Below are 25,530 nucleotides of genomic sequence, written 5' to 3'. Positions count from 1 at the left end.
GAGTGGGATGTTAAACCGGGATACCTGGATGACCGTCCGAGTTGACCGTTCAGTGTGATTAGTACGAGTCCGCCGCTCCGACCCAAATCGGAGCGGCAATTAATTTTCGACTCAAAACTTAGCCGTGTCCGAACCGATTGGGTTCAATGCAGGCGTGATGGGCGCATTCCACTTCAAGCGTCGCATGCTCGATGCTGAACCGGTCATGAAGAGTCACTTTAATTTGGCTTTTGATACTGTCGGCCCGCCCCCAATGACCCTGCTCCACGACCACATGAGCTGTTAGCGCTGCTTCGTTTTCCTGCATGCTCCACAGGTGGATGTGGTGTACGCTCTGCACTCCGTCTGAGGCTTCGATGGCCTCGGCCACCTGTTCCGGGTTCAGATCGGGGGGTGTTCCCAGCATCAGAACGCGGATGGTGTCTCCGATTTCGGCCTTTACGTGCCACAAGATGTAGATGGCGATCAGGAGCGTCACGGCGGGGTCGACCCATGTCCAGCCGAACACGATAACCGCGATGCCGGCCACGATGACCGCCACAGACCCCAGGGCATCGGCCACGTTGTGAATGAATGCCGCGCGGATGTTCATGCTTTGCCTGGACATGGTATAGGTCAAAGCCGCAGTGATCAGATCAACCACCAATGCAAAAACTGCAATCCAGACCACCATCCAACCGTTGATCGGTTCAGGCTCAAAGAACCGCATAATACCTTCATAAATAAGGTAAAATGACAGAGCAACAAGCGTCGTATAGTTGACCAGCGCGGCGATCACCTCGGCGCGACCATAGCCGAAACTCATCCGCGCGTCCGCTGGTCGGCGAGCGATCTTGCGGGCGAAGAAGGCAATGATCAACGCGATGGCGTCCGAGAAATTGTGCAGCGCGTCGGCGATCAACGCCAGCGATCCCGACAGAATGCCCCCGATGACCTGGGCCAGGGTCAGGATCATGTTGACGGCGATGGCCCAGGCGACTCGGGTGTCGCCGGTTTGGGGGTCTATGTGGTGGTGTTTGTGCGAGTGATCGTGCGGCATGCGGCGGCGCCCCTTTTGTGATGTGTCGCAGTTCCACCTAATTGCTCCAGTAACTGGAGCTTCAAGAGGGGCGGCAAAAATTAACCAATCGCCGCCCGGATTCTTTCCGCGTGACCGGCAATCTCGGCCATGTCCCCCATGTTTCCCGGTGGCCGCAAACGGTCGCCCTCGTGACGTGGCAGGACGTGGAAATGCAGATGAAACACCTCTTGCCCGCCCGCGGCCTCGTTGAACTGCTGAACCGTAACCCCTTGAGCATCAAAGGCTTTCATGACGGCATGACCCATCTTTTGAACCGTCTGCATGACGGCGGACAACTGCGCGGGCGAGGCGTCCAGAACATTGCGGCAGGGGGTTTTGGGGATCACCAGCAAATGCCCGTCGGCGCGCGGCATGATGTCCATGAAGGCCAGCGTGTCGTCATCTTCGTAAACCTTTGACGAAGGAATTTCACCGCGCAGGATCTTGGCGAAGATGTTGTCGGGATCATAATCCATGTGGGCCATCCGTTCTGTGTGGGGCTGTTGCCAGAGTTGTGGTCCACCCACCCCGCCGGGTCAAGCCGCAGGTTTGTACAGCAAACAGTACGAATTGTACCGGTTTTCGAGGGGTGGTTGTTCGTTTTGCACACCCGGTCTTGGGGTGAAATAGCATCGACAGAGACAAATGTGGGGCGTTCCTGACCGTCGGGTGTCTGTTTGCGCAGCAGAGCAAAGGTTTCACATTTCTTAACTCGGCTAGAACTGGTTGAGTTTTTGAGAACTTCATCCAGCTCAAGTCTAAGGCGCACTGTGCGGACCAAGCCGACATTCGAAAAAGGTTTTCGCACAGCGTTTTTCAACGATCCGACAACAAGACCAAACTGTCATGTCACCCACTTTGGCAAAGTTGCGGCTGCAATTGGGTTAGCTCCAGAAGTGGGTTTGAACTGAAAATTCGCCTGATGCAGGCTTGCAGGTTATCATAAGTCGAACAACTCGCTCGATTCCAACTATTGCGTAGGAGGATGAATGCAGGACGAACGCCGAGAACGCCGCCTTGCCGCGATCCTCGCCGCAGACGTGGTCGGGTACACGCGCCTTATGGAAAACGATGAGGCCGATACCTATGAACGGCTTACAGACCTGCGAAATTCGCTTCTTGATCTGATCGTCAGTGAGCATAGAGGTCGCATTTTCAAGATAATGGGTGACGGTTTTCTGATCGAGTTCGACAGTGTCGTTGATGCCGTTGATTGTGCCATCGCTCTTCAAAATGGGTTGCGCGACTACAATAAGGATTACGACGAAAGCAGACAGATCATGCTGCGCATCGGCGTAAATTTGGGCGATGTCATTGTAGAAGATGACGACCGATACGGCGAAGGAGTGAATCTGGCGTCCCGATTGCAGGGAGAAGCCGAACCTGGCGGTGTGTTGATTTCGCAGACAGCCTATCAACAGTTGGCCTCAAACCAAAAAGGGATGTTCGAAGACAGAGGCACACGCAAACTTAAAAATGTTACCGTTTCAGTTCCGGTCTATGGCTGGACGGAAAATCAAATTCGCGTCCCTAAGAAACTCAAGCGCAACTTGCACATGACGCTTGCGGCGACCGCTTTCGTGATCGTGGTCGTCGTTGGTTTCGCCAGCACGTGGCTACGCCCAACCGAAACAGAGGCTTTGCCACCTCTGCCGTCGGGCCCGAAAATCGCGATTGTTCCGCTCGAAAGTCTTAGCGAAGACGCCGAAAGTACTCAGTTGGCTACGGGACTTTCAGAATCGATTTCAAACGATATGTCCAAGTTCACTGACCTGTTCGTATTGTCTCTGAACGCGACGCGGCCATATCAAGGCACCGATTTTGAACCGCGGCAGCTTTTCGAAGAACTTGGTGCTGATTATTTGCTGCAGGGCAACTTGTGGCGAACCGACAGTAAGCTGAGGGTCACTACGCAGCTTATCGATGCGCAAGACGCGCGGCTGGTGTGGTCCGAGACATACGACGGCGATCTGACGGCAGGCAACATCTTCGATGTTCTGGACGAAATCACTGCTGGTGTTGTGGCGACAGTCGGTACTCGCTCGGGCGTGGTCAGATTGCAGGAAGCTGGACGTGTCCGCGCCACGCGGACCGAAAATCTGACCGCTTACGAGTGCGTCGCGTTATACGATTATCATGGGATAAACGTGTCGCGCTCAGACCGATCGAGGGTGCGCGCGTGCCTCGAACAGGCCGTTGAACTGGACCCGGGCTACGCGACCGCCTGGTCGCATCTGGCGGGCATATTGATCGAGACCTATAAAAACGAAGCTTTTTCAGAAACAGAAGCACAAGCGCTTCTAGATCGCGCGGATGCCGCGGCAAAGCGTGCGACCGAACTCGATAACGCCAACGCAGAAGCTTATTACCGGCGAGCCGTGATTAGCCAGTTGCGCGGAGAGGGATATGCAGCCTTCAAGGAATTAGCAGATAAAGCGCTGGCATTGAATCCAAATGACGCTGATGTCATCGGCGATCTCGGCAATTTTTCGTATTACTCAGGCGATCATGAACGCGGTAAAGAACTGGTAGGTCGGATGATGCAGATCAACCCGCGTTATCCCTCGTGGGCGCATTTCGTGTTCTTCCTTGATCATTTCCGAAATGACCGGTTCCCCGAGGCATTGGCGGAAGTCGTGAAAATCACGTTACCCAATCACTGTTTCATCCAATGGTCGAAAGCCGCAGCCTACGGAAAGGTGGGCGACACGGTCAACGGAAGAGCGACACTTGACCACATCGCGAAAATCGAGCCGCCATGCCCCAACGATCCGCGCCTCCCGTTCCGCACACGCGGGCTTCCTGAGGACCTGATTGCATCTGCCATGGACGGCCTTGAGAAGGCAGGCATGGAAATACCCCCCGATATTCAGTAACCAACCAAGGCTGGAAATTGGTTAGGTTATAAGGTCTCAACCGACGTCCACTTCGGGCTCAAAGCAGCCCTTCACCAATCTCGATCCAGCGAATTGGGCTGGAGGCAAGGGTTCATGGCTGACCGGTCAGCTTGTGTAGCCGATCCCATTTGAGAGCGGCCTGAATACAGTTGCCAGAATACGCTGCACCCCAGCTTAGATATGCCCAGACCTCGGCCTCTTCACCGTCCACAATCAAGGGGGTGCGGCCATTTATCTTGATCCAGATCAAACTCCGCCATTGAAGGCAGGGCCTTCGCATTCTAAAACCGGCAGGAATCCCCGCGCGCCGGAGCGTTTCGGCTGCGCGGTTAAGTTGCAACAGGAGGCACCTAAATGGCAGACGCAGCCATTCACGGTCATGATCATGAAGACCAGCGCGGGTTCTTTACCCGGTGGTTCATGTCGACCAACCACAAGGATATCGGGATTCTGTACCTGATATTCTCGGCGATCGCCGGTCTGATCTCGGTCATGATGACCGTCTACATGCGGCTTGAGCTGATGCATCCGGGCGTTCAGTACATGTGCCTGGAAGGCTTCATGGCCGACCCCTGCACCCCCAACGGGCATGTCTGGAACGTGATGATCACCTATCACGGCGTGCTGATGATGTTCTTTGTGGTCATCCCGGCGCTGTTTGGTGGTTTCGGCAACTATTTCATGCCGTTGCAGATCGGCGCACCGGATATGGCGTTCCCGCGGATGAACAACCTGAGCCTCTGGCTTTACGTTGCGGGCACCTCGATGGGTGTTGCGTCGCTGCTGTCTCCGGGTGGCAATGACCAGCTTGGGTCTGGTGTGGGCTGGGTTCTGTACCCGCCGCTGTCGACGACCGAGGGCGGCATGTCGATGGATTTGGCGATCTTTGCCGTGCACGTATCGGGCGCCTCCTCGATCCTCGGCGCGATCAACATGATCACCACCTTCCTGAACATGCGCGCGCCGGGCATGACCCTGTTCAAGGTGCCGCTGTTTTCCTGGTCGATCTTTGTCACCTCGTGGCTGATCCTGCTGAGCCTGCCGGTGCTGGCGGGCGCGATCACCATGCTGTTGATGGACCGCAATTTCGGCTTTACCTTCTTTGATCCGGCCGGTGGCGGCGATCCGATCCTGTATCAGCACATCCTGTGGTTCTTTGGCCACCCGGAAGTGTATATCGTGATCCTGCCCGGGTTCGGCATCATCAGCCATGTCATCGCCACCTTCTCGCGCAAGCCGATCTTTGGCTATCTGCCGATGGTCTGGGCGATCATCGCGATCGGCGTGCTGGGCTTTGTCGTGTGGGCGCACCACATGTACACCGTCGGCATGTCGCTGCGTCAGCAGGCCTATTTCATGCTGGCCACGATGGTCATCGCGGTGCCCACTGGCGTCAAGGTGTTCTCGTGGATCGCGACCATGTGGGGCGGTTCGATCGAGTTCAAGGCCCCGATGATGTTCGCGATGGGGTTCCTGTTCCTGTTCACCGTAGGCGGCGTGACCGGCGTGGTGCTGAGCCAGGCGGGCGTGGACCGGGCCTATCATGACACCTATTACGTGGTGGCGCATTTCCACTATGTGATGAGCCTGGGTGCGGTGTTCGCGATCTTTGCCGGGGTCTACTTCTACTTCGGCAAGATGACCGGGCGGCAGTATTCCGAGTTCTGGGCGAAGATTCATTTCTGGCTGTTCTTCATCGGCGCCAACCTGACCTTCTTCCCGCAGCACTTCCTGGGCCGTCAGGGCATGCCGCGCCGCTATATCGACTATCCCGAAGCGTTTGCGAAATGGAACCTGGTCTCGTCCTGGGGCGCGTTCATCTCGTTTGCCTCGTTCCTGCTGTTCTTCGGCATCGTGTTCTATGCGCTCAAGCGCGGCGCACGGGTGACCCAGAACAACTATTGGAACGAGTACGCCGATACGCTGGAGTGGACCCTGCCCTCGCCGCCGCCGGAACACACGTTCGAGATCCTGCCCAAGCAGGAAGACTGGGACAAGGGCCACGCGCACTGATCCCTGTCAGGTGAAACAGACAGAAAACCCCGCCGGTTCCGGCGGGTTTTTTCTTTGCAGATTATTGGGCGGCTATGCCACTCGCGGTTTGGCTGCCTTGTGTCCAAAGCGGTCGGTTGTACTACGAGCGGAGTGGTCGTGGACGAAATCAGCTACTGATCCGGCGGTGGACCCAGCGTTCTGAGAAACGCGATTACGCTGGCTCGCTTGGATGGATCTTTCATCGGCGCATATGTTGGCGCATGGTCCATTTTCGTCCCGGGCACGACGATCGGTGCCGCAGCAATGAACCTGTTGAGCTCGTCTTCGGACCAAGATTTATCGCTTTCATGCATGCCCTGGGAATAGGCAAATTCCGGGTCTGATACTCCCTTTGGCAGACCTTCCAGAGACCACAATCTTGGTGAAGGATAAGAGGTTAACTCGCCCGTGACGTTGCCAAGTTGGTGACAGGTGCCTCACTTGTCGCGCGAGAGCTCCTCAGCGGCCTGCATATCGACGTTTTGAATCAAGTCCGTCACCGGAGCGGGGTTGAAATCCGGCAAGGTCAGAGGACCAAGGTAGTCGGCGACAGCGTCACGTTCATTCAAGAGCGCGAGGTGGTATGCGTGCTGCATTCGGAATGTCAGCGCGTTCGGATCTGCACCACCTTCGACAAGGATCCGGACCACGTCCTGATGTCCCAGACGCGCGGCTTCGTGAAGGGCGGTTTCCCGTTCGGACCCTGCCGTCAGGTCTGGGTCCGCACCCCCTTTCAGAAGCGACAGCGCAATGTCGGCTTGCCCCCGGTTCGCCGAAATGAACAGTGGCGTCCGCTTCTCGCCAAGGTCCGGATCGGCACCAGCGTCCAGAAGCATGCGTACGACGTCGGCCGCTCCTTTTGTTGAGGCAATCTGTAGCGGCGTACCCAGAATTCCCGCAATGTTCGGGTCGGCCCCGCGAGAGATCAGAAACTCGACAGCTGAAAGCTGCTGTGCCCGAACGGCCACAGCGAGCGCAGTCCCTGTAGGGCTGGTCTCATCAATGTCAGTGCCTGCATCGGCAAGTGCGGTCAACGCAGTGATATCACCTGATTTGGCCGCGTCATGGATTGGACCGGCCGCGACATGTTCAACACCAGCGATCAAGGCAATCAGGGCCACCGACAGCGGTTTTCCCACGAATACGCGTTTTTCAGCCATTACCAGTTGATAGTACCAGATTTGACAAAAAAAGGCATCGATCTTCTGCTTCAAAAGCTCAGTTGGCCAACTTCGGCTTCGTCCACCCTGCCATCCCCCGAACAAACGGTCACGATGTTGCCCAAGCAGGAAGACCGGGACAAGGGCCATGCGCACTGATCCCTGTCAGGTGAAACAGGCAGAAAACCCCGCCGGTTCCGGCGGGGTTTTTCTATGCGGGGTGTGGCCTGGTGATGCAATTTGGCGGTTGGTGGCTTTGAGTCCAACCCGTGAATTTTTTTTCGCCGCGTGCGCACGCGGCACGAATTTTGCTGCGACTGCGTGAACAGGTGTGCGCGCCGCGATGCAAAAAGGCGCCGTTCATGCAAGGCGCGGCAAATCGAAGGGGACCAAATCACAGATTGCGGACGAAGCGGACCTGGATCATCTTGACCTCAACTGCCTTCGATACGCCATCAAAGCCATTCGTCCTGGACACCGCTGGGGCCTTGGTCGATCCTTTGACCGGCCTTCGGATCCGGCAAGTCGCATGATCGGCGGCGACATCTGCGATCGATGTCACTCTACAAGCAAGCTGTCGCGCAGAAGTCTGATGATCTCCTCCTCTGGTGCCCTGTAGATACCGGCACTTCTTCGGTCTTGACCAATGAACAGGGTCAGGCCTTCGATCGATGCCGTGATGTGAAGGGCCAGAGCCGAGCAGGCATCGGGATCCCAATCGCGCCGCGTGGCGCCGATCAGGCCCTCTATCAACTGGCGCTCCATCTCATGGAGTTTGTCGGTCCAGATCGCGATGTCTGGATCGTGCAGGGACATCGCCCAGAGCTGCGGAAAGAATGCGATCTCCGGCCGTCGCAAGTCCTGCACCAGCATGACGATGGTCCTTTCGAGCGCGTCCTGCGGGGAGCCCTCGGAAATCTGCAGGAGCGAGAGAATCTCTTGCGCGTAGTCCGCCATCCGGTCGCGCACCATGGACTCAACGAGATCGGACTTGGAAGGGTAGTAATACGTCAGGTTGCCCAGCTTTATGCCGACCTCTGAGGCAAGGTTGCGCATCGTGAATTTCTCCAGCGGCACGCTGATGAACAGCTTGAAGGCGCCGTCGAGTATCCGGCGCTGTGTCCTGATCCCCTTCGCCTCCGATGGATCAGCAAGCGCGATAGGGCGCTGGGCGACCAGATCCTGAAGGAGTTTCGTCGTCCTATCGGGAACGAAAGTAGCGATCCGGTTCTCCAACTTCACAGTTCAGTCCTCTGCCTCGGCTGTCCACGAGCTTCTACAACCATAGCAATCAAATAGTACGATCGTCCTAAAAATTTGCTTTCTGTATTAAAAGCCGCCGTCGATCACGCATGCAGGACTTGCCATTCGACGGGCAAAACGAGACCGGGGAGGAGACAATGCACTTACTTTCATTGCGGGTGTTGGGCGTTGCGGCTGCAGCAGTGCTTACGGCAACGGCGTTAGGTGCTCAAGAGACACAGAAGCCCAACGTCGTTGTCATGATGACCGACAACCTCGGTTGGGGTGAGATCGGGACCTATGGCGGCGGTATCCTGCGCGGCGCCCAAACACCTCGGCTCGACGGGCTGGCCGAAGAAGGATTGAAGCTTCTCAACTAGAATGTCGAGCCCCAATGCACGCCGTCCCGCTCAGCCTTCATGACCGGACGACATCCGATCAGATCAGGCACGACCAAGGTGGTCTGGGGGCTGCCCTATGGCATGGTTGGATGGGAAGTAACGATTGCGGAGCTGTTCTCGCAGGCAGGCTATCGGACGGGCATGTTCGGCAAATGGCATCTCGGCGATCAGCCGGGACGCTTTCCGACCGATCAGGGCTTCGACGTCTGGTACGGCATCCCGAACACCACCGACGAGTCGCAGTATACCAGCCAGTTCGGCTTCGACCCCGAGGTGGTGGAGACGCCGCAAATCGTTCAAGCAAAGCCCTTAGCGGGCTTTCGTATCTTGTTTGCGCGAAACCGGATTGCGCGGAACGAAGTTTGATTGACAGCGCAGCGGTTTGTCAAAGCGATTTGGGTTCCATCCAACAAAACTGCTGCGTGCCTGGCTGTGTCAATGGCTGTCGGATCAGCTTGTTCGTTGCTTGTAATATGTGTCTTTATGAACAATCAGCCCGTCTCGGTAGGTCAAAATATCGACGCTTAGAAACTCTTCTTTCGCGCCATCTTTGTGCATGGCTGTACGGCGATATTCGCAATAGGCCTTGTTTCCGGAAATGGTGCAGTCGAGCGTTTCCCAATGCACGTTCTCGACCTTGTCAAACAAGGCGGCAAAGGCGCTGCGAATGGTCTGGGCGCCCTCAAGGCGCACGCCGTGTTCCTCGGGGCCCACGGCATGATCAAATGTTGCATCCTCAGCGAAGTGCTTCATCACAGCGTCGATGTCGTTGGCATTGAACGCGTTGCCGACAGAGTCGACGAGGGCTCGGGTCACAGCGGTCATGATTGCGGTCCTTTTCCTTGAAGCATATCGCAAGTGTGTTTGAAGAAGGGGCTTGCCGGGTCGACCAGCACATTCAGTTCATCAAAGTGATCGACGTCCGGCACGAAATAGAGGCTCATCTGACGGTTTGGGGTTTCGTATTTTTCGACATACATGCGCGCTTGACGGTGGAATTCGTCCGTCTCCGCGCCGCCGACAACGATCAATTGCGGCGCATTTGTAACCGGGGGATGGTTGGTCATCGGGCTTTCGGCCTCGGCTTCTTCCGGGGTCATCCGGATACCGGAATTGAGCGCCTCAGTCAGGCGCACCGGCTCGAGGTAACTGAGCGGTGACACCGGGATGCCGGATTTGATCAGGTCCGCAGGAAGATCGTCGCCGAAAGCCGGCCAGTTGGTCCCCAGCATCATCTGAGTGATATGGCCGCCAGCCGAGTGGCCCATCACGGTGATCCGGTCTGGATTGATGCCAAGATCGCCCGCATTGCGCCAAATATATGCCATCGCTTCGCGGATTTCTTCGGAAATACGGGTGATGGTCACCGATGGGCAAAGATCGTAGCCGACGACAACAACATTGAACCCCGCCGTAACAAAGGGCGGCGCAATGAAGCTGTAGATCGATTTGTCGCCGCGCTGCCAATAACCGCCATGCACATACACCAACGTCGGCGCAGTCGCGTCCGGACAGCGGAAGACATCCAGTTTTTGTTTTTCGCCTTCCCCATACCGGATATCGAGGCTGCAATCAGATGCGGCGCGCGCGGCCTCGCTATCGCGGTTCCAGGCGGGAATGACAGTGGCTTCATAGTCCGGTCGCCCGGCCCGCAGATTGTATTGCGCGTCGAACTCATCGGGGCTGAAGCGGGTGTGATATGTCAGGTGATCGCTCATGAAGAAACCTCGGGTTGCGGCGCGGAGAAGAACGCGCCGCGGCAAAAGACAAGTGGCGGAACGGGCGCGTGGGCGTAGTTGACGACGCGGCCCAGAAGGATCTCATGATCGTCTGCATCGACCCTGCTGTGAACCGTGCACTCCAATTGCGCCGAGGCACCGGGGATCAAGGGCGTGGCGGTTCCAGCAGTCCATTCGGTGTCGGTAAACCGGTTTTCGACATCACTGGCGAAGTGCATCGCAAGGTCTTTCTGCTCGGCCGACAGGATGTTGACCGCGAAATGATCCGATTGCGACAGCGTCGGAAAGACCCGGCCAGATTTCGCGACACAGACCGAGATCACCGGCGGCTGCAGTGAGACCGACGTAAATGAATTGGCGGTCAGGCCCCACGGTTCCCCGTCTGCGTCATAGGTGGCTACGATGGTCACCCCCGTCGGAAAGGCACCAAGTGCGCGGCGATAGTCCCGGACGTCCACTATAGCACCCCTTCGCTGGCGCAAGCTTTTTCCAGCGCAGCCCATTCATCAGGGTTTGTCCCGAAAGGGCGCATGACGTGATCCCGATAGGCGGGACGTTCCGCCAGCCGCTGATACCAGGCCTCGACATTGGGCAAGGGCGGGCGGTCGACCTCGACGTTGAAGTAACGATAGGCCACGCAGCCCAACGGAATATCCGCCATGGTAAAGCTGTCGCCGCAGACATAGGCTTTGTCCGCAAGGTGCTGATCAAGAATGGTCAGCGCCTCATGCGCTTCGTCGCGCAGTTTGGCTATTTTCTTCGGGTCGCGCTGATCGGGTTGCGTGCGCACGGTTGCGAAGAACAGGTAGATCACTGGCCCAAAGGCGCGGCTGGCCGACCACTCCATCCATTGATCCGCAATTGCACGGGTCTGAATGTCGGAAGGGCTTAGCGTTCCCGCACCGTACCGGTCACAGAGATACCGCACGATGGCCAGGCTTTCCCATAGCGCAAAATCACCGTCGCGGATCGCCGGAATCATCCGGTTGGGATTGATCTGTGCGTAAAGTTCAGTATCGAGTTTACCAAAGCTGCCCCCGGCAAGTTGCAGGGTGTAGTCCAGCCCAAGCTCATTCGCTGTCCAGATGACCGGGATGACGTTCGACGAATAGGGTCGCCCCCAAATCTCAAGCATGTTCCAACATCCTTTTCTGCGCGATAGACTGCGTGCCGAATTTGGGAACGACGCGCTCGAACAGGCGATGCCAGCTGGCCAGAATTTTCTCGTAGGGCACACCGGTGTATTGCTGCATCAGCATAAGGTGATCGAGGCCGATGGTTTCCTGCCGCTCTGCAAACCGGTCCGCGACATATTCGGCATCGCCCACCACGATGATCCCGCGTTTGTTGAGGAAATCGAACCAGTCCATGTCCTCATCTTCGGGGGTCATCTCTTCGCCGACATCCAGATAACCGGCTTTGGTCCATTCACCCTTGGGACGCGACCCGCCGAGGAATTCGTAATAGGCATTGATCGGGCCACGAATGGTATTCACAGCCTCTTCCATGCTTTCACCCACATAAAAAGCCGTGCAGACACCGACACCTTCGCCAAGCTTCACCTCGCGCGCTTCGCGTTGCGACAGGGCCTCGCGGTAAGGCTCCCAACAGGCCAGTGTCGCCTTGGCGCCCGCCGCCATAGAGATCACACCCCAACCGCGCTCACCAGCCAGTTTGAACGTGGGCGGGGCATTTGACATCAGCCAGACCGGCGGATGAGGGTTGGAATAGGGGCGTGGATGCACATACATCGCTTTGTATTCACCATCCTCGCCGTGATAACGCGGGTCCAGAGGGTCAAAGAACCGGTTGGTCTCTTTCCAGCCGGGAACCGGGAATTGATAGAACTCGCCGTGATGGGTGAACGCCTCGTTGGTCCAGGCCTTCAGGATAATCTCAAGGCTTTCCTGATAGAGCCGCATGACCTTGGAATTTTCGCGCCGGTCCGCATCCTTGTTGAACTGGATGGTCGAGCGTTCGTTGATACCCTTGGCAACGCCGAAATCGAAACGCCCCTGCGTCATGTTATCAAGCATCGCGGCATCTTCGGCCACGCGCAAAGGATGCCAGTCCGGCAGGATGATTGGCGCCGTGCCCACCCGCAGTTTCTTGCAATGCGCGGCCACATGGGTGCCCATCTGGATCGGGTTGGGCGGCGCATTCATATATCCGTTATGGGCAAAGTGATGCTCGGTGAACCATGCGGTTGTGAAACCCGCCTGCTCGGCCAGTGAACACTGTTCGAGGATCATATCCAGCGTGCGCGCCCAGGGAATCGTCTCGCCAGGGCTAAAATTGGCAATCAAATCAAAGCGCATAGCATCCTCCCAGTCGGTCGAAAATCAGTTGATTATCTCCCATTTTTTCAACTAAGTTGATTTTCACTCGAAAAGTCAACATCAATCATTTATCCCGAATGCATGAATAACGATCTATCTCAGACCGAAGCCCAACGGCTTGGCAGTGAAATTCGCGAAGTGCGCAAGGCTCGAGGGCTTACGTTAAAAGATCTCTCAGAGGTGGTGTCCTGTTCCAAGGCCTACCTCAGCCGTATTGAGTTGGGGTCGGCCAAAGTATCGGCCGAGCTATTGCAGGAAATCAGTACTGCGCTTTCGGTCGATCCCAATTGGTTCTTTCCCAAGCAAACCGGCAATGGCCCGTTAGAGCGCAAACATGTTGTCCGAGGCGAGAATCGCCGGGCCCTGTCGGCCATGTATACGCGCTCGACAGACGAGTTGGGGTTCGAGGATGAACTACTTTCGAGCACGCTATCCGGCCAATGCTACCTGATACTGTCCCGATTTCGTCCTGGTGCTGGCACCCCCCCTGAACCACTGGAAGGCTATTCCTTTGAAGGGGAACAACATGCAATTGTCCTGAGCGGTGAAGTCGAACTGCGCCTTGGCGATGAAATTATCGTCTTGCGCGAAGGCGACAGTTTTTCCTATCCCTCAATGATCGCGCACCGGTTTCGCAACAGAACAGATGTAGAGGCCATAATGGTCTGGGCGATGTCGCCAATACGGATTACTTGGTGATTGTTGGCCAGCTGTCATTATCGCGAAAACTGCTCTTATTACAAAGCAACGAATGACGGCATTTCGAAAACCCAAGGATCCGACCTAACTGCTTGGGCCAAAACCAGTCATTTGGCCAATTGAGACGATTGTTGGCTTTGTCCACGTCTCGACGGTCCATCCTAATGCACCCGACCTTTAACCTGAGACATACCCGGCAGCCTTGAAGTAGTTCCAGCACTCTTCCGGTGAGAAGAGTTCGCAGACTTCAGTGAGGGCGTTGAACATGTCGGTGAAGGTTCGAGCGCCGATCCTTCGCAGGTGTGCTTTGAGTTTCGAGAATGCCATCTCAATCGGGTTCAGGTCAGGGCTGTACGGCGGCAAGAACAAGAACCAGCATCCGGCTTTGCGCATGGCTTTGGCCGCAGCGGCATTCTTGTGCGTCGCGAGGTTGTCCAGGATCACGACGGTACCTGGCTCCAGTTCCGGCACCAGCACCTGCTCGACATAAGCCGCAAAGGCTTCGCCATCCATCGCCCCCTTGATGACCCACGGTGCCATCAATGCGTCGGCGCTGAGGCCTGCGATGAAGGTCTGCATGCCCCATGATCCAAAGGGTGCATCCATCACCAGCCGCTCGCCCCGCTGTGACCAGCCACGCTGGCGGGCCAGGTTGGTTTTGACAGAGGTTTCATCAATGAAGACAACACGATCAGGCTGGGTGGCGACGGCTGGCAGGCGATGCTTGACCCAATCGTCGCGCTGCTTTCCTACCCTTGCGCGACGTCGCTCGGTCGCGACCAGCGTCTTTTTTTATACGTGAAGCCGAGCTTGCGCAGGAACCGGCCAATCGCGTCGGGGTGCGCCTGCACGCCGGTCGCATCTGCAAGAGCGCCGGCAAGTTCAGGCATGGTCATGTCGCCGTCCTGTTCAATCAGTTCGATCAGAAGCGACCGATGCGGATCAAGCTTGCCCTTGCCGCGAGGACGGCCCTGAGGCGCGGCCCTTGCTTGTCCGGTTCGCCGGATCGCAAGCCCCCAACGCGCCCCGGTCGCGGGCGAAAGTTTCAGGCGCAACGCCGCCGCACGCCCGCTTAACCCTTCTTCAACCAGTTTCTGAAACCGCGCCCGCAGCGCATTCGGTAAAGGTGCTGACATGATCCATCCTCCCAAACAGAATGAATCACAGATCAGCCTTCAAGGGAATCCCTTGCGATTCAGGTTTTGGGGCGGAAACTCCAGCCGCAGCGAAAGTGTAGTTTCGGTTCACGCAAAATCGACTCCCGCGAACGGCCGGATCGGCGACTTGCGCCGCGCTGCAACTTCGAGTGTGCCGCAGGCGCGAGGGAATGCTGCGCCAGCGAAGCGCGAAAATCGAATGACGGTTTTGTCCCGCGGAGCCGCCCTTCCCGAATGCACGTTCGAGATCCTGCCCAAGCAGGAAGACCGGGACAAGGGCCACGCGCACTGATCCCTGTCGGGTGAAACAGACAGAAAACCCCGCCGGTTTCGGCGGGGTTTTTCTTTGCGGGGTGTGGCCTGGCGATGCAATTTGGCGGTTGGTGGCTTTGAGCCCCATCGCGACGATTGCTGCGCTCCACTCGAACTGGCGCAATGCGCGGTATGCGGACATAGCCTATGATGGCGCGGGGCGACTTCGACCGTTCCCTGGGTGCCGCTCTGCCGCATCGCAGCTTCACCGAAGCGGCAGTCGGCGCACTGTGCAGCATTTTCGGAGGGCGAAGGTCGGCAGTGCGGGATGGGGTGGATGGCTCCTGCTCCATCGGCGTCGCGATGCGCCATAGTGCAGTTGTCATGAACTGCTTGGAGAGGAGCCACCCAATGCAGATTACAACAGTCGGCCTCGATTTGGCCAAGAACGTTTTTTATGTTCATGGCGTCACGCCAGATGGTGCTGTGGGGTTCAGCCGGTCTTTGCGTCGCCGCAGATGTTGTCTTTCTTTGAGCGTCTGGAGCCCTGTCTGATCGGCATGGAAGCTTGCGGCGCGAGCCACTATTGGGCGCGAGAACTGACCAAGCTGGGCCATGAAGTCAGGTTGATCGCACCTGTCTATGTGAAGCCCTGCGTCAAGCGCGGCAAATCAGATGCGGCTGATGCGGAGGCGATCTGCGAAGCCGTCACCCGTCCGACCATGCGGTTCGTCGAGGTGAAGTCGCCTGAACAGCAGGCCATTCTTTCTCTGCACAGAGCGCGCAGTCTGGTTGTCCGGCAAAGGACCCAGACGATCAACATGCTCCGTGGGCTGCTGGCGGAGTTCGGCATCGTCTTTGCCCAGGGCGTTGGTCACGCCGTCCGGTTCGCGAAATGCACAGTCCAAGGGCAAGCCCTGGATCTTCCGCCAGTTGCGCTGGACACCATCATCGATCTCGGTGAACAACTCTTGGCCCTGCATGGGCGGGTGCTCTGGTGCGGTCGCAAGCTGACACTAGCTGCGAAGTCGGAGCCGCGGATCGCTTTGCTTCAGACGATCCCCGGTATTGGGCCAATCACAGCGTCGGCCATTGTCGCGACGGTTGGCAGCGCGGCACAGTTCAGGTGTGGCAGGGACTTCTCGGCATGGTTGGGCCTGACGCCGATCAACCGTTCGACCGGAGCCAAAGAGCGGTTGGGCCGCATATCGAAGATGGGCGACCGCTACATTCGCCACCTGATGGTCGTTGGCATGACTTCCCGTATGAAACAGATCAAGAGCGCGCCGGAGCGATTTGATCCCTGGTTCGCAGACCTTCTGGAACGAAAACCTGCCAAGCTTGCAGCTGTGGCGATGGCAAACAAAACGGCGCGGATAATCTGGGCGGTGCTCACGCGCAACGAACCCTACAGGATCAGGACAGTCTGACATCGAAAGGAACAGAAACTGAGACAGCAAGACCAATGAAGTGATGGCAAACGAGTCAGCCGCAATCCCAAGATACCCCGGGCTTTGTCCAGGACAATCCATGTCCGTTTGCGAGGATGGGGACTTGGGTCGCGGAAACCATCAGGGCCAGCGGTCACGTGCACCGCGTCTAAAGGCCGAAGACAAGACCGCTTCTGGCAAAATGCAAATCACCTCAAAAATGTCTCGCTTTGCAGGAGCCATCCACACAGGACAAAGTGAAAATTCGCTGCGAGCGGCTTCAAAGGCAGCAAACTGCCCATATTGCCTGCGGCGATCCGTTGAAAGGGAGGGCGGCGGTCGTTCACTCTAGTTGCAAATGCAATGGTGGACGACTGCCGGAGTGGACATTCGTAGTTAGCACTGGTTGCGATGCTCTGTGCAGGCAAGAACTCATGCAGCTATCCGCACCATTGCTCCTGAAGCCAGTGTTCGACAGGCTTAACAATTTTTGAAGCGAAAAATGAATTGAGAGCAGGTCTCACTTGGATCATTCCCATCAAGGGATGGGGAGCATTGTCGGTCGACGGAAATGAGAATCCCTAATGAAGATCCATGACGCCGTAGCAGGTGTACGCTAGGGGCAGGATAAGGCGGCGGAACCCCGGGAGGGGGAAGGTTGCAGGTTCTGCCTGCATTAGCTGCGGCAAGGGGGAACTGCAGGGTTTGCCGGCCGCAAACCCCGCAAGCAGCCGACCGGTATAGGTCGCCATGGCCACGCCACCGCCGTGATAGCCGAAACCGGTCCAGGCGCGCTGCCAGTCTCCGATCTGACCGACATAAGGTGTCAGGCCGCGGGTCAGGCAAACCAGGCCGCTCCAGTGGTATTCGGTTTCCGCTGTGGCCAGGGCCGGGAACATCGCCTCAAAATCCCGGCGAATCTGGCGCTTCATCTGCAGCGTGGAGCCGGGGGTGATGTTGCTGGTGCCGCGCATCCCGAATAGCACCCTGTTGTCCGGCAGCAGGCGGAAGTAGTGCAGCAGGTTGCGAGTGTCATAGGCGATACGCCGGGTGGTCCAGCCCTGTGCCTGTTTCTCGGCTTCGGTGAGGGGGCGCGTCACCATGATGTGCGAAACCACCGGCAGGTAGCGCCCGCGCAGCCAGTCCGGCAGGTTGTCGCTGCTGTAGCCGTTGCTGGCGATGATCAGCTTGTCGGCCTGGACCCGGCCTGATGGCGTTTCAATAATGTAAGTGCCGTCGGGCTCCTCCCGTACCGAGAGCGCCGGGGTGTCACCGTGGATCACGGTGCCGGCCTGCTGCGCCAGGCGGGCCAGTCCGCCCACGTATTTACCCGGATTCAGGCCGAAACCATGGGGCAGCAAAAACCCGCCGTAGAACCCATCGCCGTGCAGGCCTTCCTGGCGCATCTCTTCGGCAGACAGAACCGGGCAGTCCACCCCGGCATAGCGGCTGAGGCCCGCGGCCATTTCCGGCAGGGCGCGCGCCGCGCGGGGGCTGTGGGCCAGGCAGTATTCACCGTCCTCCTGCGCCTCCGCCTCGATGCCGCTGGACGAGGTGAGATCGCGGACCAGCGCAACCGCCTCCTTCTGGGCGCTGTAAAAGGCGCGCAGGCCGCCCTCGCCGAAGCGGCGGATGATGGCGCTGTTGCCCAGCATGGCACCGCCGAAGCCGCAGAAGCCGGCATTGCGCCCCGAGGCGCCCCAGCCGGGCTGGGCTGCGTCGATCACCAGCGGCGCGTCGCTATGGCCGCGGGCCAGATGCAGTGCCGCGCTGAGGCCAGTGTAGCCGGCACCAATTATCGCGACACCCACGCGCCGGTCGCCGTCCAGCGCGGGACAGGCAGGGGCGGCGGGCAGCGTGGCCTCCCAGTAGCTGTCGACCGGGACTTCGGTGTCGTAGGCGTGGGCGTCGTAGATGCGGCGGAGGTTCTTCATGGCGCTGGTCCGTTCTTGCGGCCCCAGTCAAGGAGCGGCGATCACCTTGGTTTCGAGGAATTCGAGGATGCCTTCGCGGCCGCCCTCGCGCCCGATCCCCGACATTTTGACCCCGCCGAAGGGGGAGCCTGCGCCAAGGAAAGCGCCGTTCACGTTCACCATGCCGGACTGCAGGGCACGGGCAACGCGGCCTGCGCGGGCGCTGTCACCGGTCTGCACATAGGCCGACAGGCCGTAGGGTGTGTCATTGGCGATGGCGATGGCTTCTTCCTCGCTGTCGAAGGGGATCATCACCAGCACCGGACCAAAAATCTCTTCCTGCGCAATGCGCATTGTGTTGTTCACGTCAGCCAAAACCGTGGGTTGGGCGTAGTAACCGGTCTCGAAGCCTTCCGGCTTGCCGGGGCCGCCGGCCACTAACCGCGCGCCTTCGGCGACGCCTGCCTCGATCATCTCCTGCACGCGGGCGTATTGCTGCGCGCTGGACAGTGGGCCCATGTGATCGCCCGGCTCCGTCGGGGTGCCCACGGACATCGTTGCCGCCTTGGCCTGCGCCAACTCCACCGCGCGACCATAGACGCTGCGCTCCACCAGCATCCGGGTGGCGGCGTCGCAACTTTGGCCTGTGTTGATGAAACAGGCCTCCACCCCTTCGGCTATGGCGGTTTCCAGATCGCAGTCGGCAAACACCAGATTGGGGGATTTTCCGCCCAGCTCCAACGCCACCTTCTTGACGGTTTCCGCCGCATCCCGTGTCACCGCGACACCGCCACGGGTGGAGCCGGTGAAGGACATCATGGCGATATCCGGGTGGCGTGACAGCGCGGCGCCCACCACCGGGCCTTCGCCGTGGACCAGGTTGAAGACGCCCGCGGGCACGCCGGCGTCGTGCAGCACCTCGGCATAGAGAATCGCCGACAGCGGTGTCAGCTCGGAGGGTTTCAGCACCATGGTGCAGCCTGCGGCCAGTGCAGGCCCCACTTTCAGCACGATCTGGTTGATTGGCCAGTTCCAGGGCGTGATCAGCCCGCAGACGCCAGCCGGCATCCGCACCAGCGTGTCGCCGTTGGGCAGGGTTTCCTCGAAATCGAGCGTCTTCAGATCGGCGATGATGGCCTCCAGGTGGTCAATGCCGACCTGCGCCTGCATCTCGCGCGACATGGTGATCGGGGCGCCCATCTCCAACGAGATGGCTTCTGCGAATTCATCAACGCGGGCGGTGTAGACCTCCAGCACCCGTTCGAGGAGCGCAATGCGGTCCTCGCGGCTGGTGGCGGCAAAGCCGGGCAGCGCAGCCTTGGCTGCGGCCACGGCGGCATCAACGTCATCTTCGCTGCCAAGCGCGAGTTGGCCAAGGGACTGTTCGGTGGCGGGGTTGATCACGTCAACCGCGCCACTGCCGGCGGGGGCGGTCCAGCTGCCGCCGATATAGAACTGGGACATGTTGTACTGCATTGCCGTATCCAATTTTGTTTGAGTGCGTGTCACGCGGCGGCGGTTGCCGCGCGGTGTTCCTGCTGCTGGCGGCGTTCCTGCCGGCGGTTGACCAGCGAGGCGGTGATGACACCCAGGGTGACGATGCCGATCAGCATGGAGGAGAGCGCGTTGATCTCCGGCGAGACCCCCAGCCGTACGGAGGAATAGAGCTTCATCGGCAGGGTGGTGGAGCCGGGGCCGGAGGTGAAGGTGGCAATCACCAGGTCGTCAAGCGACAGGGTGAACGAAAGCAGCCAGGCCGAGATCACCGCAGGCGCGATCACCGGCAGAGTCACCTGGCGGAAGGCCGAGATCGGGGTGCAGCCGAGGTCCAGCGCCGCATCCTCCAGCGACCGGTCGAAGCTGGCCAGCCGGGACGAGACCACCACCGAGGCATAGCACATGGCAAAGGTCGCATGGGCGATGGTGATGGTCCAGAAGCCGCGGTCGAGGCCGACGGCGACGAACAGCAAGAGGAGTGACAGGCCGGTCACCACCTCCGGCATCACCAGCGGCGCAAAGATCATGCCCGAAAACAGCGTGCGGCCCGGAAAAGATCCCGCACGCACCATGACAACCGCGCTCAGCGTACCCAGCACCGTGGCCAGCGTGGCCGACACAAAGGCGATGCGCAGGGTGATCCAGGCGGCCTCCAGATAGGCGTCGTTGTTCAGAACGATGCCGTACCATCTGGTGCTGAAGCCGCCCCAGACAGTGACCAGGCGGGAGTCGTTGAAGGAATAGATCACCACCAGCAGGAGCGGCAGGTACAGGAAGGCCAGGCCGAAGGTCAGAGAGGTCAGGTTGAACACGTTGAAACGGCGGATCATCCCAGGTCCTCCTGATGTTTCTGCTGGTGGCGCTGGAACAGCACGATGGGCACGATCAGGATGGTCAGCAGCACAATGGCCACCGCCGCCGCAACGCCCCAGTCGCGGTTGGAGAAAAACTCGAGCCACAGGGTCTTGCCGATCATCAGCGTGCCGGAGCCGCCCAGAAGGTCGGGGATCACGAATTCGCCAATCGCCGGGATGAAGACCAGGAAGCAGCCGGCAACCACCCCAGGCAGCGACAGCGGCAAGGTGATCTGGCGGAAGGCCGCAAAGGCGCCGCAGCCCAGATCCTCGGCTGCCTCCAGCAGCCGTCCGTCGATCCGTTCCAGCGAGGCGTAAAGCGGCAGGATCATGAACGGCAGGTAGGAATAGACAATGCCGATATAGACCGCGATTTCGGTGTGCATGATCGCCAGCGGCTGGCTGATGATGCCAAGCTTCATCAGCGCAAGATTCAGGAAGCCCTCGTTCTTCAGGATGCCGATCCAGGCATAGATGCGGATCAGGAAGCTGGTCCAGAACGGCAAGATGACCAGCAGCAGCAACGTCTTGCGCCAGTCCTGCGGCGCCTTGGCCATGGCATAGGCCACCGGATAGCCGATTGTAAGGGTGAGCAGCGTTGCGATGGCAGCGACCTTCACGCTGTTGAGATAGGCCTTGAGATAGATGCCATCCTCGGCCAGCCAGACGAAATTCTCGAAGTCCAGCGCCGCGAAGGACGCGCGCAGGCCGGCAAGCCCCTCATCGAGGCTGAACGTCGGGGCATAGGGCGGGCTGGCGGTGACCGAGTCCGACAAAGCAATCTTGATGACAATCAGGAAGGGCACCAGAAAGAACAGGCCCAGCCACAGATAGGGCGTCAGGATCAGAAGCTTGCGGGGGGTGTTCATGGCCGGCCCCTCATTCATCCACCAGCACGCAGGCGCCTGCGCGCCAGCTGAGCCAGACCCGGTCGTTCCAGTCGATGCCGCGGCGCGAGGTCAGCAGCCGGTTGGCCTCCTGCGCGCGGATCAGCATCCCTCCGTCCAGCCGCACCAGGAAGGTAGAGGCGCTGCCGATATAGGAGATCTCTTCCACCGTGCCCTCAACCATGTTCACATTGAAGGCTTGCGCAGGCTGGTCCTTGGTAACGTGAATCTTCTCCGGGCGCAGCACCAGCGTCTTGCGGGTGCCGGGGATCAGCACATCCTCGGGCTGCGGGCGGATCGCCAGCCGGGTGCCGCCATCCCAGCGGGCCAGCGCCAGTTCGCCCTCCATGCCCGCCAATTCGATATCAATCAGGTTCACGTTGCCAATGAAATCAGCAACATAGCTGGACACCGGATGCTCGTAAATCCGTGCGGGGGTATCGGTTTGCAACAACTTACCCGCCTTCATCACTGCGATACGCGAGGATACGGTCATCGCCTCGTCCTGATCGTGGGTGACGATGATAAAGGTGAGACCCAGCCGGTCCTGCACGTCCATCAGCTGGAACTGGGTTTCCTCGCGCAGCTTTTTGTCGAGCGCGCCCAGCGGCTCGTCCAGCAGCAGCACCTTGGGTTTCTTGGCCAGCGAGCGCGCCAGCGCCACCCGCTGCATTTGGCCGCCGGACAGCTGATGCGGTCTGCGGTCGGCATAGCCTTCGAGCTGTACGAGTGCCAGCATCTCGTCGACCCGGTCCTGGATGTCGCGTTTCTTCCAGCGCTCCTGTTTCAGGCCGAACCCGATGTTCTTCGCCACCGACATATGCGGAAACAGCGCGTAGGACTGGAACATCATGTTGATCGGGCGACGGTTCGCAGGAATACCGGTCAGGTCCTGCCCGTCCAAAAGGATGCGGCCTGAGGTCACTTCCTCAAACCCGGCCAGCAGCCGCATCATCGTGGTCTTGCCGCATCCGGAAGGACCGAGGAGAGAGAAGAACTCGCGCTCATGAATGTCCAGGTTCAGATCCGAGATTGCGGTGAAGCTGCCAAAGGTCTTGGTTACATTCTCGAAGCGGATCAGCGGCGGGCGGGTGGGTGCCTGCGGACTGGTGGGTTCGACCCGCGCGGCGGCGGCACTGGCCGGATGATGGGAATTCATTGGTGCAAGTTCCCCTGTTGCAAGTCCCTGCCGCGATGTGAGTGTTTGCTGCGGCAGGGCAATTGATGCGCGGCCCAGGCCGCAGCAGGGCTGGAATGGCGCGGCTCGGAAGCCGCGCCGGGGCTTACTGGCCTGTGCGGACCTTTGACCAGGTGCGCGTGTAGAGACGCTCGGTCTTGCGGTCCTGCAGCAACGGAGTTGTCAGCATCTCCATCGTCGCCTCAGTCGGATAGACGGCGGGGTTGCTGATCAGCTCAGGGTCGATCTCAGCCTGAGCGGTGAGGTTGGCGCTGCCGTAGCGGATGAAGTTGGCGTTCTGCGCCGAGACCGCTGGCTGCATCAGGTAGTTCAGGAAGGCATGGGCCTCATCCACGTTCTTGGCATCGGCCAGGATGGCAAGGCCGTCAAAGTCCAGCAGCGTGCCTTCCTCCGGGATGATGTATTCCAGGGTGACGCCATTGCCGGCTTCTTTGGCGCCGTCTGCCGCCCAATAGGCATCGCCGCTCCAGGTCAACCCGAGGCAGGCGTCGCCGTCGGACAGGGCGCCGATCATGCCGTCGGTGGAAATCTGGGCGATATTGCCGCGGATCGCACCGATATGCTCCCCAGCGGCGGTGATCCGGTCCTTGTCGCTGGTATTCGGGTCTTCGCCCATGTCGATAAGCGCGGCGCCGATCACGTCGGTGGGCGAGTCTGCGATCATCACGCTGCAATCGGCCAGCTTGCTGGAAATCTCCGGATCGAACAGCAGGTCCCAGGACTTGGGAAAGCCGGCGCCCAACCGCTCCTCCAGCTTGCCGGTGTTATAGGCGATGCCGAAGGTCCACCAGTTGTAGGGCACCAGGTATTCGTTGCCGGGGTCGAAGGTCTCGATCAGCCCGGCGATCTTGGGCCAGACGTGCTGCAGGTTGGGGATCTTGGACTTGTCGATCTTCTGCAGCACGCCGGCCGAGATCAGCCGCGCGGTGCCGGTGGAGGATGGAACGATGATGTCGTAGCCGGAGCTGCCCGCCAGTACTTTGGTCTCCAGCATGGCGTTGGAATCATAGGTGTCATAGGTGACATCGATGCCGGTTTCCGCTTCAAAGGCTTCGATGATCGCCGGATCCAGGTAGTCGCTCCAGTTATAGATCACCAGTTCGCCCTCTGCCGCCGCGGCGGCACCCCAGATTGCAGCCGTTGCGGCCAGCAGGCTGATTGTCAGCTTGGTCTTCATGGTTCCCTCCTGTGTTGGGGTTCTGTCCGTTTCTTTTTGGGGGGCACGGGCCTCAGGCCCGCATTGTCTCCAGCTCCAGGCCTTGGCCCAGCAGCTCCCGGGTCGCGCGTTCAACGCCTTCGGTAAGAATGTCGAACATGTCGTCGATCTGCGCCTCGGTGATCACCAGCGGCGGCGAGAAGATCGCCATGTTGCCATAGGGGCGGACCATCAGGCCCAGTTCCTGGCAGCGGGCATCAATCACTGAACCGATGGTGGCGTCGATTTCGGGGCTGGGTTTGCCATTGCGAGTCAGGGTGCATTCGATGCAGCCTACCAGCCCCATGCCGCGCACATCCACGATCAGCGGCAGCTCCAGCAGCTTCTGCAGGCGTTTCTGGAAATGCGGGGTCACCTTGCGGACGTGTTCCAGGATGCCGTCGCGCTCGAAGATCTCGATGTTCTTGAGGCCCGCGGCGGCACAGACCGGGTGGCCGGAATAGGTGTAGCCGCTGGTGAAATAGACGTCCTTGGACACATCGCCCTCGATGTCCTTGAACAGCCGGTCGGAGAAGATCGCGGCCCCCATCGGCGCATAGCCAGAGGTCAACCCCTTGGCGCAGGTGATGATATCGGGGGTGATGCCGAACAGGTCCTCCGATGCGAACCAGTGGCCCAGGCGGCCAAAGCCGGTGACGACCTCGTCGGAGATATAGAGCACGTCATATTTGCGGCAGAGTTCCAGACAGCGGCCATGGTAACCCGCGGGCGGCACGATCACGCCGCCGGAGCCCAGCAGCGGCTCGGCAATGAAGGCGGCGACATTGTCCGCGCCGAGCTCCAGAATGGCGTTTTCCAGATCCGCAACCTTTTCATCCAGGAAGGCTTCGATGCTCATACCTGCGGGGCGGCGGAAGGCGTTCACGTCTGGCAGGAAATGGGGAATGATCTGGTCGGTGTCGAACCACTGGCGCTCGCTCGGCTTGCCGCTGAGCGAGGCTGTCAGATAGGTGCCGCCGTGATAGGCATGCGCCCGGGTGATGATCCGCTTCTTTAACGGTTTGCCCAGCAGGTTGTTGCGGAAGTGGACAAAGCGGATGGCGGTATCCACCGCGGTGGAGCCGCCGGTGGTGAAATAGACCCGGTTGAGATCGCCCGGCGCCCGTTCGGCAATTGCGTGGGCAAACTCGGCGCTTACCGACGTGGCCTCGGAGAAGGGGGAGCAATAGGCCATCTTGCGGGCCTGCGCCGCCATCGCATCAGCGATCTCGGTGTTGCCGTAGCCCAGCTGCATGCACCACATGCCGCCCGGCCCGTCGATCACCTTGTTGCCGTGCTCGTCATAGACATAGATGCCTTCGGCATACTCGCTGAACGTCCTGTCGGCTTTTCCGGGACCGTGGACTTCCAGCCCTTCCCATGGATGGAAGTAATTCTCCTTGTCCCAGGTTTTGAAGTTTTCGAAGTCGTTTCCAAGTTTGGTCATCTTGCTCTCTGTCCGGAATAGCTACACATTTTGAATGAACGTTCATACAGTAAGGGCATAAGTGAATGATCGTTCATTGTCGATGGAAATTTGATGCAATTCCGTGCAAAGTGCCGGAACGGCGGCGGG

General features: G+C 59.2%; 21 protein-coding genes and 2 pseudogenes. 6 read left to right on the top strand and 17 right to left on the bottom strand.

From position 1 onward, the window contains the following. Nucleotides 1-118 precede the first annotated feature (118 nt). Nucleotides 119-1,039, bottom strand: a complete 921-nt coding sequence (locus ACR0LZ_RS02900) for a cation diffusion facilitator family transporter (protein ID WP_480748272.1) — start codon at nt 1,037-1,039, stop codon at nt 119-121. 80 nt (nt 1,040-1,119) lie between these two features. Beyond that, nucleotides 1,120-1,536: an HIT family protein gene (locus tag ACR0LZ_RS02895; protein ID WP_480748271.1), complete on the bottom strand. Its 417-nt coding sequence runs from the start codon at nt 1,534-1,536 to the stop codon at nt 1,120-1,122. 513 nt (nt 1,537-2,049) lie between these two features. Between ACR0LZ_RS02895 and ACR0LZ_RS02890 the strand changes: the two genes are divergently transcribed. Further along, on the top strand, nt 2,050-3,936 hold the full coding sequence (locus ACR0LZ_RS02890; RefSeq protein WP_480748270.1) for an adenylate/guanylate cyclase domain-containing protein: 1,887 nt from the start codon (nt 2,050-2,052) through the stop codon (nt 3,934-3,936). 375 nt (nt 3,937-4,311) lie between these two features. Then, nucleotides 4,312-5,970 carry a cytochrome c oxidase subunit I gene (gene ctaD, locus ACR0LZ_RS02885; protein WP_480748269.1) on the top strand — a complete coding sequence of 553 codons (1,659 nt, stop codon included), beginning with the start codon at nt 4,312-4,314 and terminating at the stop codon, nt 5,968-5,970. A 458-nt stretch (nt 5,971-6,428) separates the two neighbouring features. Here the strand turns inward: ctaD and ACR0LZ_RS02880 are convergent, their stop codons facing one another. Both ACR0LZ_RS02880 and ACR0LZ_RS02875 read right to left on the bottom strand, forming a co-directional pair. Next, a complete protein-coding gene (locus tag ACR0LZ_RS02880) occupies nt 6,429-7,151 on the bottom strand; it encodes an ankyrin repeat domain-containing protein (RefSeq protein ID WP_480748268.1) in 723 nt (240 codons plus the stop codon). Between the two features lie 558 nt (nt 7,152-7,709). Further along, nucleotides 7,710-8,393: a TetR/AcrR family transcriptional regulator gene (locus ACR0LZ_RS02875; protein ID WP_480748267.1), complete on the bottom strand. Its 684-nt coding sequence runs from the start codon at nt 8,391-8,393 to the stop codon at nt 7,710-7,712. A 158-nt stretch (nt 8,394-8,551) separates the two neighbouring features. Between ACR0LZ_RS02875 and ACR0LZ_RS02870 the strand changes: the two genes are divergently transcribed. Further along, nucleotides 8,552-8,773, top strand: a complete 222-nt coding sequence (locus ACR0LZ_RS02870; RefSeq protein ID WP_480748266.1) for a hypothetical protein — start codon at nt 8,552-8,554, stop codon at nt 8,771-8,773. A gap of 21 nt (nt 8,774-8,794) precedes the next feature. Next, a pseudogene (locus ACR0LZ_RS02865) lies at nt 8,795-9,160 on the top strand (sulfatase-like hydrolase/transferase); the annotation flags it as partial. Between the two features lie 84 nt (nt 9,161-9,244). Here the strand turns inward: ACR0LZ_RS02865 and ACR0LZ_RS02860 are convergent. Genes ACR0LZ_RS02860 through ACR0LZ_RS02840 form a run of 5 tightly spaced genes read right to left on the bottom strand, consistent with a single transcriptional unit; the run spans nt 9,245 to nt 12,851 of the window. Continuing rightward, nucleotides 9,245-9,619 carry a nuclear transport factor 2 family protein gene (locus tag ACR0LZ_RS02860; RefSeq protein WP_480748265.1) on the bottom strand — a complete coding sequence of 125 codons (375 nt, stop codon included), beginning with the start codon at nt 9,617-9,619 and terminating at the stop codon, nt 9,245-9,247. Continuing rightward, on the bottom strand, nt 9,616-10,512 hold the full coding sequence (locus ACR0LZ_RS02855) for an alpha/beta hydrolase (RefSeq protein WP_480748264.1): 897 nt from the start codon (nt 10,510-10,512) through the stop codon (nt 9,616-9,618). The genes ACR0LZ_RS02860 and ACR0LZ_RS02855 overlap by 4 nt, the downstream gene beginning before the upstream one ends. Next, the gene (locus tag ACR0LZ_RS02850; protein ID WP_480748263.1) at nt 10,509-10,991 is read right to left on the bottom strand and encodes a flavin reductase family protein; all 483 of its coding nucleotides are present in this window, start codon (nt 10,989-10,991) and stop codon (nt 10,509-10,511) included. The genes ACR0LZ_RS02855 and ACR0LZ_RS02850 overlap by 4 nt, the downstream gene beginning before the upstream one ends. After that, entirely contained in the window at nt 10,991-11,668 is a 678-nt protein-coding gene (locus tag ACR0LZ_RS02845) for a glutathione S-transferase family protein (protein WP_480748262.1), read from the bottom strand. Before ACR0LZ_RS02845 ends, ACR0LZ_RS02850 begins: the two co-directional genes overlap by 1 nt. After that, complete coding sequence (locus ACR0LZ_RS02840; protein ID WP_480748261.1) at nt 11,661-12,851, bottom strand: LLM class flavin-dependent oxidoreductase; 1,191 nt, start codon at nt 12,849-12,851, stop codon at nt 11,661-11,663. Before ACR0LZ_RS02840 ends, ACR0LZ_RS02845 begins: the two co-directional genes overlap by 8 nt. Nucleotides 12,852-12,953: 102 nt before the next feature. Between ACR0LZ_RS02840 and ACR0LZ_RS02835 the strand changes: the two genes are divergently transcribed. Further along, nucleotides 12,954-13,571 (top strand): helix-turn-helix domain-containing protein, encoded by a 618-nt coding sequence (locus ACR0LZ_RS02835; protein WP_480748260.1) that lies wholly within the window; start codon nt 12,954-12,956, stop codon nt 13,569-13,571. Nucleotides 13,572-13,748: 177 nt separating this feature from the next. Here ACR0LZ_RS02835 and ACR0LZ_RS02830 read toward each other — a convergent pair. Beyond that, a protein-coding gene (locus ACR0LZ_RS02830; protein WP_480748259.1) for an IS630 family transposase occupies nt 13,749-14,707 on the bottom strand; the annotation gives its coding sequence in 2 pieces (ribosomal slippage) (nt 13,749-14,363 and nt 14,366-14,707; 957 coding nt in all). 684 nt (nt 14,708-15,391) lie between these two features. On the opposite strand from ACR0LZ_RS02830, the pseudogene ACR0LZ_RS02825 reads away from it, so the two are divergent. Beyond that, a pseudogene (locus ACR0LZ_RS02825) lies at nt 15,392-16,410 on the top strand (IS110 family RNA-guided transposase). A 581-nt stretch (nt 16,411-16,991) separates the two neighbouring features. Here the strand turns inward: ACR0LZ_RS02825 and ACR0LZ_RS02820 are convergent. The 7 genes from ACR0LZ_RS02820 to ACR0LZ_RS02790 all read right to left on the bottom strand — a co-directional run bounded on the left by ACR0LZ_RS02820 (nt 16,992) and on the right by ACR0LZ_RS02790 (nt 25,401). Further along, nucleotides 16,992-18,344 (bottom strand): NAD(P)/FAD-dependent oxidoreductase, encoded by a 1,353-nt coding sequence (locus ACR0LZ_RS02820; protein WP_480748258.1) that lies wholly within the window; start codon nt 18,342-18,344, stop codon nt 16,992-16,994. Nucleotides 18,345-18,371: 27 nt separating this feature from the next. Beyond that, nucleotides 18,372-19,787 (bottom strand): aldehyde dehydrogenase family protein, encoded by a 1,416-nt coding sequence (locus ACR0LZ_RS02815; protein WP_480748257.1) that lies wholly within the window; start codon nt 19,785-19,787, stop codon nt 18,372-18,374. A gap of 41 nt (nt 19,788-19,828) precedes the next feature. Next, nucleotides 19,829-20,650 carry an ABC transporter permease subunit gene (locus ACR0LZ_RS02810; RefSeq protein WP_480748256.1) on the bottom strand — a complete coding sequence of 274 codons (822 nt, stop codon included), beginning with the start codon at nt 20,648-20,650 and terminating at the stop codon, nt 19,829-19,831. Then, nucleotides 20,647-21,543: an ABC transporter permease subunit gene (locus tag ACR0LZ_RS02805; RefSeq protein WP_480748255.1), complete on the bottom strand. Its 897-nt coding sequence runs from the start codon at nt 21,541-21,543 to the stop codon at nt 20,647-20,649. Before ACR0LZ_RS02805 ends, ACR0LZ_RS02810 begins: the two co-directional genes overlap by 4 nt. A 10-nt stretch (nt 21,544-21,553) precedes the next feature. Continuing rightward, nucleotides 21,554-22,720 carry an ABC transporter ATP-binding protein gene (locus ACR0LZ_RS02800; RefSeq protein ID WP_480748254.1) on the bottom strand — a complete coding sequence of 389 codons (1,167 nt, stop codon included), beginning with the start codon at nt 22,718-22,720 and terminating at the stop codon, nt 21,554-21,556. 124 nt (nt 22,721-22,844) lie between these two features. Further along, the gene (locus tag ACR0LZ_RS02795; RefSeq protein ID WP_480748253.1) at nt 22,845-23,936 is read right to left on the bottom strand and encodes an extracellular solute-binding protein; all 1,092 of its coding nucleotides are present in this window, start codon (nt 23,934-23,936) and stop codon (nt 22,845-22,847) included. Between the two features lie 52 nt (nt 23,937-23,988). Next, entirely contained in the window at nt 23,989-25,401 is a 1,413-nt protein-coding gene (locus ACR0LZ_RS02790) for an aminotransferase (protein ID WP_480748252.1), read from the bottom strand. Nucleotides 25,402-25,530 lie beyond the last annotated feature (129 nt).

It is taken from the genome of Ruegeria sp. CI1 (genome assembly GCF_056536925.1).
Note: the sequence above shows the minus strand (reverse complement) of the source record. Positions and strands in the feature narration are given on the sequence as shown.

Coding starts and splice junctions, on each gene's coding strand:
- ACR0LZ_RS02880 (WP_480748268.1), bottom strand. CDS start 7,151: ATGGCTGAAAAACGCGTATTCGTGGGAAAACCGCTGTCGGTGGCCCTG.
- ACR0LZ_RS02835 (WP_480748260.1), top strand. CDS start 12,954: ATGAATAACGATCTATCTCAGACCGAAGCCCAACGGCTTGGCAGTGAA.
- ACR0LZ_RS02820 (WP_480748258.1), bottom strand. CDS start 18,344: ATGAAGAACCTCCGCCGCATCTACGACGCCCACGCCTACGACACCGAA.
- ACR0LZ_RS02900 (WP_480748272.1), bottom strand. CDS start 1,039: ATGCCGCACGATCACTCGCACAAACACCACCACATAGACCCCCAAACC.
- ACR0LZ_RS02860 (WP_480748265.1), bottom strand. CDS start 9,619: ATGACCGCTGTGACCCGAGCCCTCGTCGACTCTGTCGGCAACGCGTTC.
- ACR0LZ_RS02805 (WP_480748255.1), bottom strand. CDS start 21,543: ATGAACACCCCCCGCAAGCTTCTGATCCTGACGCCCTATCTGTGGCTG.
- ACR0LZ_RS02815 (WP_480748257.1), bottom strand. CDS start 19,787: ATGTCCCAGTTCTATATCGGCGGCAGCTGGACCGCCCCCGCCGGCAGT.
- ACR0LZ_RS02855 (WP_480748264.1), bottom strand. CDS start 10,512: ATGAGCGATCACCTGACATATCACACCCGCTTCAGCCCCGATGAGTTC.
- ACR0LZ_RS02840 (WP_480748261.1), bottom strand. CDS start 12,851: ATGCGCTTTGATTTGATTGCCAATTTTAGCCCTGGCGAGACGATTCCC.
- ACR0LZ_RS02810 (WP_480748256.1), bottom strand. CDS start 20,650: ATGATCCGCCGTTTCAACGTGTTCAACCTGACCTCTCTGACCTTCGGC.
- ACR0LZ_RS02800 (WP_480748254.1), bottom strand. CDS start 22,720: ATGAATTCCCATCATCCGGCCAGTGCCGCCGCCGCGCGGGTCGAACCC.
- ACR0LZ_RS02845 (WP_480748262.1), bottom strand. CDS start 11,668: ATGCTTGAGATTTGGGGGCGACCCTATTCGTCGAACGTCATCCCGGTC.
- ACR0LZ_RS02795 (WP_480748253.1), bottom strand. CDS start 23,936: ATGAAGACCAAGCTGACAATCAGCCTGCTGGCCGCAACGGCTGCAATC.
- ACR0LZ_RS02870 (WP_480748266.1), top strand. CDS start 8,552: ATGCACTTACTTTCATTGCGGGTGTTGGGCGTTGCGGCTGCAGCAGTG.
- ctaD (WP_480748269.1), top strand. CDS start 4,312: ATGGCAGACGCAGCCATTCACGGTCATGATCATGAAGACCAGCGCGGG.
- ACR0LZ_RS02890 (WP_480748270.1), top strand. CDS start 2,050: ATGCAGGACGAACGCCGAGAACGCCGCCTTGCCGCGATCCTCGCCGCA.
- ACR0LZ_RS02790 (WP_480748252.1), bottom strand. CDS start 25,401: ATGACCAAACTTGGAAACGACTTCGAAAACTTCAAAACCTGGGACAAG.
- ACR0LZ_RS02895 (WP_480748271.1), bottom strand. CDS start 1,536: ATGGATTATGATCCCGACAACATCTTCGCCAAGATCCTGCGCGGTGAA.